We start from the raw sequence: 10,229 nt of genomic DNA, 5'->3' as shown, positions 1-10,229 counted from the left end.
GTCCCTCCCGTGTCGGTGTAGTGGATCTTCGCTCCCCCGCGAGCAACGAACGGCATTCTGGGACTTTACGACGTCACCTGGCGGTACGGTATGTGAAATACATTTCGGTCACACATGAAAAGCCCTGTATGCCAGCAGAATCCAGGGCTTGTGTGAGACGGCGCGACGCCCGCGCAGTCGAACTGCGGGTCGTGGAAGCAATGTGGCCCACGCAACGTGAATACAACGAAATGTGGCCTATCCTGGCCCATTTGGGCCAGAACCTGAGAATTGCTTATGGATCCGAGAGGGACGCCGCAATCGGCGGTAGGCTTGCCTTCGAAGGCGGGGCCTTCGGTGTCCCTCATCCGCCGAAAGCCCCGCCCTTCGGCTTTCTCCGGCACCGCCGCGGCCGGTGATGATTCCCGGCATCTAGAATCTCACGGTGACCAGCACAGCCTCTGAGAACTCGCGTAATCGTGCCGATGCCCTCCCCAAGAACTGGAATCCCAGTGAGGTAGAGGGTGACATGTACGAGCGCTGGGTAGCCGCTGGTTACTTCGAGGCCGACTCGACTTCCGCCAAGCCCCCGTACTCGATCGTGCTGCCTCCGCCCAATGTGACCGGCAACCTGCACATGGGCCACGCCTTCGACCACACCCTCATGGACATCCTCACCCGCCGCAAGCGCATGCAGGGTTATGAGGTGCTGTGGCTGCCCGGCATGGACCACGCCGGTATCGCCACCCAGTCCGTGGTGGAAAAGCAGCTCGCCGTCGACGGCAAGACCAAGGAAGACTTCGGCCGCGAACTCTTCATCGACAAGGTCTGGGATTGGAAGCGCGAATCCGGCGGCGCCATCCAGGGCCAGATGCGCCGCCTCGGCGACGGCATCGATTGGAGCCGCGACCGCTTCACCATGGACGACGGCCTGTCCCGCGCCGTGCAGACCATCTTCAAGAAGCTCTACGACGCGGGTCTCATCTACCGCGCCGAACGCCTGGTGAACTGGTCGCCGGTACTGCAGACCGGCATCTCCGACCTCGAGGTCACCTACAAGGACGTCGACGGCGAACTGGTGTCGCTGCGCTACGGCTCGCTCAACGATGATGAGCCGCATGTGATTGTCGCCACCACCCGTGTGGAGACCATGCTCGGCGATACCGCGGTCGCAGTGCACCCCGAGGACGAGCGCTACCGGCACCTGGTCGGCACCACCCTCTACCACCCGATCACCGGCCGCCAGATCCCGATCGTCGCCGACGACTACGTCGACCCCGAATTCGGTTCCGGCGCAGTGAAGATCACACCCGCGCACGACCCCAACGACTTCGAACTCGGCCTGCGGCACAACCTGCCGATGCCGACCATCATGGACAAGACCGGCAAGATCGCCGACACCGGAACCGAATTCGACGGTATGGACCGCTTCGAAGCCCGGGTCAAGGTGCGCGAACGCCTCGCCGAAGAAGGTCGCGTGGTCGCCGAGAAGCGGCCCTACAGCCACAGCGTCGGCCACTCCGAGCGCTCCGGCGAACCCATCGAACCGCGGCTGTCCATGCAGTGGTGGGTCAAGGTGGAAACCCTCGCCAAGGCCGCCGGTGACGCGGTCCGAGGCGGCGAGGTCAAGATTCATCCGGCCAGCCAGGAACCGCGCTGGTTCGACTGGGTCGACAATATGCACGACTGGACCATTTCGCGGCAGCTGTGGTGGGGCCACCGCATCCCGATCTGGTACGGCCCCGAGGGTCAGGTCGCGTGTGTCGGCCCGGACGAGCAGGCCCCCGAAGGCTGGGTGCAGGACCCGGACGTCCTCGACACCTGGTTCTCCTCCGGCCTGTGGCCCTTTTCCACCATGGGCTGGCCGGACTCCACCGCCGAACTCGAAAAGTTCTATCCCACCAGCGTTCTCGTCACCGGCTACGACATCCTCTTCTTCTGGGTCGCCCGGATGATGATGTTCGGCATGTTCGTCTCCGACGACCCGGTGCTCACCACGGGCAAGGACGCACAGCAGAAGCAGGTGCCGTTCCAGGATGTGTTCCTGCACGGCCTGATTCGCGACGAATTCGGCCGCAAGTACTCCAAGTCCAAGGGCATCGGCGTCGACCCGCTGGTGTGGATCGACGAATACGGCGCCGACGCAACACGATTCACCCTCGCGCGCGGCGCGCAGCCCGGCAGTGACCTGTCGGTCGGCACCCCGCATGTGACGGCCGCGCGCAGCTTCGTCACCAAGCTGTTCAACGCCTCCAAATTCGCGCTCATGAACGGCGCCGAGCCGGGCACGCTCCCGGACCGCGCCGCTCTCACCGACGCCGACCGCTGGATCCTCGACCGGCTCGAAGAGGTTCGCGCCGAAGTGGATTCGAATATCGACCGCTACGAATTCGGCAAGGCCTTCGAGGCGCTCTACCACTACACGTGGGACGAACTCTGCGACTGGTACCTGGAACTGGCCAAGGTGCAGTTCGCCGAATCCGATGAGCGTGCCGCGAGCACCCGCATCGTGCTCGGCAATGTGCTCGATGCCGTCCTGCGCCTGCTGCACCCGGCCATCCCGTTCGTCACCGAACAGCTGTGGCAGGCACTCACCACCGACGCCGCCGGAGCGCGGACGGGCGGCGAGTCCCTTGTCATCGCGGAGTGGCCCACGAGCTCGGGCATCGCCACCGATGAGGTTGCGGCCCGCCGCATTTCGGACACCCAGCGGCTCATTACCGAGATCCGCCGGTTCCGCAGCGATCAGGGCCTGGGCGATAAGCAGAAGGTGGCCGCCAAGCTGATCGCCATCGACACCGCCGATCTGGTCGCGCAGCAGGCCGAGATCACCAATCTGGCCCGCCTCACCGAGCCCGGCGACGACTTCGCCGCCACCGCCTCCCTCGAGGTGCGGCTCACCAACGCCACCGTCACCGTCGAAATCGATACCTCCGGGACCATCGACCTCGAAGCCGAAGCGCGCCGCCTGGAGAAGGATCTGGCCGCCGCGCAGAAGGAATTGGCAGGCACCACCGCCAAACTCGGCAACGAGGCATTCCTGGCGAAGGCTCCCGACGAGGTGGTCGCCAAGATCACCGCGCGCAAGGAGATCGCCGAATCCGAAGTCGAGCGCATCGGCGCCCGGCTCGCCGAGCTCGAGAAACTGGCGGTGCGCAAGTGAATGCCGAACCCGAACGTCAGTACAGCGACGCCGGCCCGCTGATCACCTCACCGGTGGATCTGGCCGAAATGGCGCTGGTCGAGGCCGAACTCGACAAGCGCTGGCCGGAAACCAAGATCGAGCCGTCGCTCACCCGCATCGCGGCCCTCATGGATGTGCTCGGCTCACCGCAGCACGGGTACCCGGCCATTCAGATCGCGGGCACCAATGGCAAGACCTCGGTCACCCGCATGATCGACTCGCTGCTCACCGCGCTGCACCGGCGCACCGGGCGCATCACCAGCCCGCACCTGCAGCTGGCCACCGAGCGCATCGCCATCGACAATGCGCCCATCACGCCCGGCCAGTACGTCGAGCTGTACCGCGAACTGCTGCCGTTCCTCGACATGATCGACAAGCAGTCCATCGCGGCCGGCGGCCCGGCGCTGAGCAAGTTCGAAGTGCTCGTCGCCATGGCCTACGCGAAATTCGCCGAAGCGCCTGTTGATGTCGCGGTCGTCGAAACCGGTATGGGCGGCACCTGGGACGCCACCAATGTGATCGACGGGCAGGTCGCCGTCATCACCCCGATCGGCTTGGACCACACCGAATACCTGGGTTCGGACCTGACCTCCATCGCGGGGGAGAAGGCCGGAATCATCAAGAAGGCCCCGGTCGACGAACTGGCCCCGCGCGACACCGTCGCCGTCATCGCCGAACAGCAGCCCGAGGTGATGGAGGTGCTGCTGCGCCGCGCCGTCGAGATGGATGCGGCTGTGGCACGCGAAGGTTCGGAGTTCCAGGTGCTCTCGCGCCAGGTCGCCATCGGCGGTCAGATGCTGGAACTGCAGGGCCTCGGCGGCGTCTACGACGAAATATTCCTGCCGCTGCACGGCGAACACCAGGCGCACAATGCGATGCTGGCGCTCGCCGCGGTGGAGGCGTTCTTCGGTGCGGGCGCGTCCCGCCAGCTCGATATCGATGCTGTGCGAGCCGGATTCGCGGCCGCCGTCAGCCCCGGCCGCATGGAGCGCATGCGCAGCGCGCCGACCATCTTCCTCGACGCCGCGCACAATCCGCACGGCGCGCAGGCCCTGGCCGCCACGCTCACCAGCGAATTCGAATTCCGCAAACTGGTCGGAGTGGTTGCGGTACTGGGCGACAAGGACGCCGCGGGCATCCTCGACGCCCTCGAACCGATCTTCGACGAAATCGTCGTCACCGAGAACGGTTCTCCCCGTGCCCTGCCCGTCGAGAGCCTGGCCAACCTGGCCGTACAGCGCTTCGGCGATGAGCGGGTGGTGGTCGCCGGCGATCTGCCCGATGCCATCGAGACCGCCATCGCCCTCGCCGAAGAGGGCGAGAGTGGCGAACACGTCTCCGGTGCGGGCATCGTGGTCACCGGATCGGTCGTCACCGCCGGGGCGGCCCGCTCGCTGTTCGGAAAGGACCCCGCGTGAGTGGTCAGGCCCGAAGGCGGCAGCTTGCGTAACCACGAAGGGCCCCACGAGGGCGGAAATGGACACAGCATGAGTGAGGATCAGCCGTCGCTTCCCGAGGGTGTGCCCGCGCCCGCCACCGACCCGTGGAAGGGCTTCCGCGGCGTGATGGCCGGGACACTCGTCCTGGAAGCCATCACCGTGCTGCTCGCGCTACCGGTGGTCGCGACCGTCGGCGGCGGGCTGAAGTGGTGGTCCGTCCTCTACGTGGTCGGCCTGGGTGTGCTGATGTTCCTCGGCGCCGGCGTGCAGCGCCGCCCGTGGGCCATGGCCTACAACCTCGGCCTCCAGGTCGCCCTGCTGGCGGGCGGGTTCATTCACGTGTCCATCCTGGTCATCGGCGTGGTCTTCGTCGCCGTATGGCTCTTCATCCTCTTCATCCGGGCAGATGTGAAGAAACGCATGGAAGCGGGCACATTGCCGAGCCAGCGCATGTCCCAAGCCTGAAATCCGGTCGAACCGGGCGTGGCCGGGGTATGAGCCCCGGCCATCGGTTTTTCCGCAGGCCAACTTCCCAGCTACGGTATGCGCGTGACTGAGCAGACGTTGGTACTCATCAAGCCGGACGGCGTGGCCCGGGGCCTGATCGGGGAGATCATCACCCGGATCGAGCGCAAGGGTCTGAAGTTCGCGGCGCTCAAGCAGGTGAACGTCTCCGAGGAGATCGCCGCAGAGCACTACGCCGAGCATGCCGAGAAGCCTTTCTTCGGTTCGCTCATCGAGTTCATCACCTCCGGCCCGGTCGTCGCGGCCGTGCTGGAAGGCCCCCGGGCCATCGCCGCTTTCCGCCAGATCGCGGGCGGCACCGACCCGGTGGAGAAGGCCGTTACCGGCAGCATCCGCGGCGATTACGCCCTTGAGACCCAGTACAACCTGGTGCACGGCTCCGATTCGCCGGAGTCCGCCAAGCGCGAAATCGCGCTCTGGTTCCCCGAATTCACCCTCTGAGCAAACCTCACGACAGGCCCCGGCACCCTGTACCGGTCGGTACTGGGCCGGGTCCGGCTGTGCTCCGATCCGCGACGCGTGACGCCTGTAAGGGGTTCGTGGGCGCGGCGCTCCGAGGTCATGTGGGATACTGGCATCGGAAGTGGCCGCTGCCCGCCGTTTGCGGCAGGTGAGGGTCACATCTGATTGACACCACGGCACGACGGACGATCATCGCTGCCGCCGACGGCTTCAAAGACTCGGCTGTCGGGCGGCCCGCTGGATGAACGCTCGTGCTGTGGGGTTGAGCCAAACCACCCAGGCGCCACGTGACCAGTTAGCCCGAACGACGAAAAAATAGGTGATAACGGGCACGCGGCGCGCAGACCACTGATCTCGCGCCCATGGGCGCGAGGCGAAGACAGCGCCCCCGCGTCGGCCGCGTCACTCCTCGGAGGGACGCGCCCGGGGGCCCAAGGAGATTTCGTGGCCGAAAAAGAGCCGCAGGAAGCAACAACACAGGTGAACGCCGCAGGGGAGGCCGCGGACACCCTCCCGGCCGCCGAACAGTTGCCGGAACGGATCCGAGTGCACGCACTGGCGAAGCTGCTGGGAGTCACCAGCAAACGTATCCTGGCCCACCTGACCGATATGGGCGCCCAGGCCCGCAGCCCGCAATCGAGCCTGGATCGCACGGTCGCCGAGACCGTCCGCGACGCCTTCGGGCCTAGAGCCGTCGACCCGGCCCCCGCCACCGTCGACGACGCCATCGTCAAGGGCGATGAGCTGGCCGCCGACGAACTGGCCGCCGAAGAAGTCGAGGTCGCGGCAGCCGCCGTGGTTTCCACCCCGCGCAAGCGCGCCCCCAAACTTTTCACCAGCCCGTTCCAGCAGCCGGAGCTCCCGGTCGAGGAGCCGGTGCAGTACCAGCCGTCGGGCCTGGTGGCCCAGCCGCTGTTCCAGTCGCCGGACTTCGCCGCCGCCGAGGAGACCCGCCGCAAACTGCGGGCCGAGCGCAAGACCAAGGTCGAAGACAAGCCGAAGGCCGAGAAGGTCCAGGCCGAGGACAAGCCGCGCGCCGAGGAGAAGCCCCCGGTCGAGGAGAAGGTCCAGGCCGTCGAGAAGACCCGCGGCGAGCAGCGGACCAAGGTCGAAGCCAAGGTTGGCGAGGACAAGGCGGTCGAGGACAAGGCCGCCGAGGCTGAAGCATCAGGCCTGGCGGCCGCCACCTCCGACGAGGGCGACGACGAGCAGGACTGGGACGGCGAGCAGCGCGGTGACGGCGCTTCGCGTCGCCGCCGTCGTGGCCGCCGCGGTCGTGGCCGTGGTCGTGGCGAACAGCACCCGGATGACGAGTCGGGCGAGATCGATCCGGAGATCGAGGATCAGATCCGGGCCGACGCCGAGGCCGAGGCCGAAGACTCCGAGGACGACGACGATGATTCGGCCGTGCCGGAGGGCTCGAGCAGCCGCCGTCGCCGTCGCCGCCGTCGCCGCAAGGGTGGCGAGGAGGCCGAGCCGGAGGCCGTCTCCGAGGACGATCCGCCGAACACCGTCGTGCACGAGCGGGAGCCGCGCAGCAAGCGCCGCGCTGCCGCCACCAAGGATGTCGACGAGGTGCAGGGCATCAGCGGGTCCACCCGCCTGGAGGCCAAGCGCCAGCGCCGCCGCGACGGTCGTGAGGCCGGTCGCCGTCGCCCGCCGATCCTGACCGAGTCCGAATTCCTGGCCCGCCGCGAGTCGGTGGATCGGGTGATGGTGGTGCGCGAGAAGCACTTCCAGGACCACCCGACCTCCACCACGCAGGTCGCGGTGCTCGAGGACGGTGTCCTGGTCGAGCACTTCGTGACCAGTACCGGTTCCGCGTCCATGGTGGGCAATGTCTACCTGGGCAAGGTGCAGAACGTGCTGCCGTCCATGGAGGCGGCGTTCGTCGATATCGGCCGTGGCCGCAATGGCGTGCTGTACGCGGGCGAGGTGAACTGGGAGGCCGCCGGTCTCGGTGGCCGTGAGCGCAAGATCGAGCAGGCGCTTCGCCCCGGTGACACCGTGCTGGTGCAGGTCTCGAAGGACCCGGTGGGCCACAAGGGCGCTCGCTTGACCACGCAGATCAGCCTGGCCGGTCGCTTCCTGGTGTACGTGCCCGGTGGCACCTCCACCGGGATCAGCCGCAAGCTGCCCGATACCGAGCGCAAGCGTCTCAAGGAGATCCTGCGCGATATCGTGCCGCAGGATGCCGGCGTCATCATTCGCACCGCGTCCGAAGGTGTCGAAGAGAACGAGCTGGCTCGCGATGTCGAACGGCTGCAGCAGACCTGGCGCACCATCGAGGAGCAGGCCAAGGGCGGCTCGGGTACGCCCAAGACGCTGTACGAAGAGCCGGACCTGCTGGTCAAGGTGGTTCGCGACCTTTTCAACGAGGATTTCTCCAAGCTGGTCATCGAGGGCGACCGCGCCTGGACGACCGTGGAGAACTACATCCGCACGGTCGCCCCGGATCTGCTGGTCCGCGTCGAAAAGCACGAGAACCACGGCGTCGACGTGTTCGGCAGCCTCCGCATCGACGAGCAGCTGGCCAAGGCGCTCGACCGCAAGGTGTGGCTGCCCTCGGGCGGCACCCTCGTGATCGACCGCACCGAGGCCATGACGGTGGTCGACGTCAATACGGGCAAGTTCACCGGTGCCGGTGGGTCGAACCTGGAAGAGACCGTCACCCGCAACAACCTGGAGGCGGCCGAGGAGATCGTCCGCCAGATGCGACTGCGGGATATCGGCGGCATGATCGTCGTCGACTTCATCGATATGGTCCTCGAGTCGAACCGGGATCTGGTGCTGCGCAGGCTGACCGAGGCCCTGGGCCGCGATCGCACGCGTCATCAGGTCTCCGAGGTCACCTCGCTCGGCCTGGTCCAGATGACCCGTAAGAAGCTGGGCACCGGTCTGGTCGAGGCGTTCTCCAGTACCTGTGAGACCTGCCACGGCCGGGGCCTCATCGTGCACAACTACCCGGTGGAATCCGCGCCGGTGGAGGAGGGCGCCGCCCGTCGCGAGGGTTCGCGCCGCCGGCGCAAGGACCGCGGCAATGCGGCTCCGGAGACTCCGGTCGTGCCCGAGCCCGCCGCGCCGGTGGTGGTCGAAGAGACCGCGGAGAGCAAGGAGAAGGCCGCCGCCCGGCGTGCCCATCCGGTCGCGCTCGCCATGGCCTCGCACCACGACGACGAGGATATGGACGACGCCACCTACGCCGAGCAGGCCCTGGCGAATGCCGCGACCGCGGGTGCGGAAGCTGTTGCCGAGTTTGCTGCGGCGCGTTCTGCCGAGCCTGTCAAGGCGTCGACCAACGGAACCTCGTCGCACACAAGCGAATCCGAGGCCGCCGCGGACGCCGTGGTTGCCGAGGAGGCGGTCGTGGCTGCCGCCGAGGCAGCGGTGAATGTCGCCGAGGCGCAGGCCGCGGCTCCGGTCACCAGGGCTCCCGAGCCGGAGGCGACCGAACCCGCGCAGCCCGCTCGCCGGGCCGGCCGCCGCCGGGTCGCTCGTGCGGTGACAGCTCCGGCCTCCGCCAGTGAGGGCGCGGTGTTCGTGCTCTCCAGCGCGGATCAGCCGCAGACCCCGGGCCTGTCCCTCGCGGATCTGGCCCCGGCCGAGGTGGCTCCGCGAGCTCGTCCCCGCCGTCGTGCCGCTGGTCGCCCTGCGGGCGCTCCAGAGGGCGAGAACTGATCACCTGAGTCCGATTCCGGACCCAGTCGTGGCCCCGCCCGTACCTACGGCGGGGCCACGCCTGTTCCCCAGGCCAGGCCGGTTTCGCGAGTGTTCCTGTGCCCGGAACCCCCGGTTTGGACGCCCCGGCCGTGTCCTGTACTCTTGGACAGTCGCTGCCCCCGGCGACAGCGCTTGCTGTGCGGCATTATTCATGCCAGTAGCGCTGTGAGAACGAGGGCCGGTTCATGTGTGAACCACTGGCCCGAGGCGGCGGTGAATACCAGACCAGTCGTACGGCGGTTTCCGGTGCGAGCCGGAGGATCAGCCGTGTGAACACAGTGTTGATACAGCACTTGTAACAGGAAGAAGGGCAGCCGACCGATGGCAACGTACGCAATCGTCAAGACCGGCGGAAAGCAGTACAAGGTCGCGGTCGGTGACCTGGTGAAGGTCGAGAAGATCGAGGGTCTGCCGGGCACTTCCGTGTCCCTGGCGCCGGTGCTGCTTGTTGATGGCGCCGAGCTGACCACCGATGCTGACAAGCTGGCGAAGGTCTCCGTGTCCGCCGAGGTCGTCGAACAGACCAAGGGCCCGAAGATCCGCATCCACAAGTTCAAGAACAAGACCGGCTACCACAAGCGTCAGGGCCACCGTCAGAAGCTGACGGTCCTGAAGGTCACCGGCATCAAGTAATCCGACTTGGGGTTCGTCGCCCCCGATATGAGCGGTCAGGCCCGGAGGCGGCAGCCTGCGTAACCATGTAGGGCCCCGCTCATATCGCAAAATACACTGCACGAGGAGTTTGAAATGGCACATAAGAAGGGTGCATCCAGCTCGCGCAATGGTCGCGATTCGAATGCGCAGCGACTCGGCGTCAAGCGTTTCGGCGGCCAGGTCGTCAAGTCCGGTGAGATCCTGGTTCGCCAGCGTGGCACGCACTTCCACCCCGGCGTGAACGTCGGCCGTGGCGGCGACGACAC

7 protein-coding genes are annotated in these 10,229 nt (G+C 66.9%); all 7 read left to right on the top strand.

The genetic code is table 11. The features are described 5' to 3' along the window. Positions 1-424: 424 nt before the first annotated feature. Positions 425-3,142 (top strand): valine--tRNA ligase, encoded by a 2,718-nt coding sequence (locus tag JWN03_RS19675; RefSeq protein WP_297616855.1) that lies wholly within the window; start codon positions 425-427, stop codon positions 3,140-3,142. After that, positions 3,139-4,581 (top strand): bifunctional tetrahydrofolate synthase/dihydrofolate synthase, encoded by a 1,443-nt coding sequence (gene folC, locus JWN03_RS19670; protein WP_441343026.1) that lies wholly within the window; start codon positions 3,139-3,141, stop codon positions 4,579-4,581. The genes JWN03_RS19675 and folC overlap by 4 nt, the downstream gene beginning before the upstream one ends. A gap of 69 nt (positions 4,582-4,650) precedes the next feature. After that, the gene (locus JWN03_RS19665; RefSeq protein WP_297616853.1) at positions 4,651-5,067 is read left to right on the top strand and encodes a DUF4233 domain-containing protein; all 417 of its coding nucleotides are present in this window, start codon (positions 4,651-4,653) and stop codon (positions 5,065-5,067) included. Between the two features lie 84 nt (positions 5,068-5,151). Further along, positions 5,152-5,568, top strand: coding sequence for a nucleoside-diphosphate kinase (ndk, locus tag JWN03_RS19660; RefSeq protein WP_297616851.1), 417 nt, complete (start codon positions 5,152-5,154; stop codon positions 5,566-5,568). A gap of 465 nt (positions 5,569-6,033) precedes the next feature. Then, positions 6,034-9,267 carry a translation initiation factor IF-2 N-terminal domain-containing protein gene (locus JWN03_RS19655; RefSeq protein ID WP_441343025.1) on the top strand — a complete coding sequence of 1,078 codons (3,234 nt, stop codon included), beginning with the start codon at positions 6,034-6,036 and terminating at the stop codon, positions 9,265-9,267. A 363-nt stretch (positions 9,268-9,630) separates the two neighbouring features. Next, entirely contained in the window at positions 9,631-9,942 is a 312-nt protein-coding gene (gene rplU, locus JWN03_RS19650) for a 50S ribosomal protein L21 (protein WP_067568881.1), read from the top strand. A 114-nt stretch (positions 9,943-10,056) separates the two neighbouring features. Continuing rightward, positions 10,057-10,229, top strand: a 173-nt coding sequence (gene rpmA / locus JWN03_RS19645; RefSeq protein WP_297616857.1) for a 50S ribosomal protein L27, incomplete at its 3' end; no start/stop codon positions are given.

The organism is Nocardia sp. (genome assembly GCF_025465275.1).
Taxonomy (GTDB): domain Bacteria; phylum Actinomycetota; class Actinomycetes; order Mycobacteriales; family Mycobacteriaceae; genus Nocardia.
The sequence above is the reverse complement of the archived record's forward strand: the minus strand, read 5'-3'. Positions and strand labels throughout refer to the sequence as shown.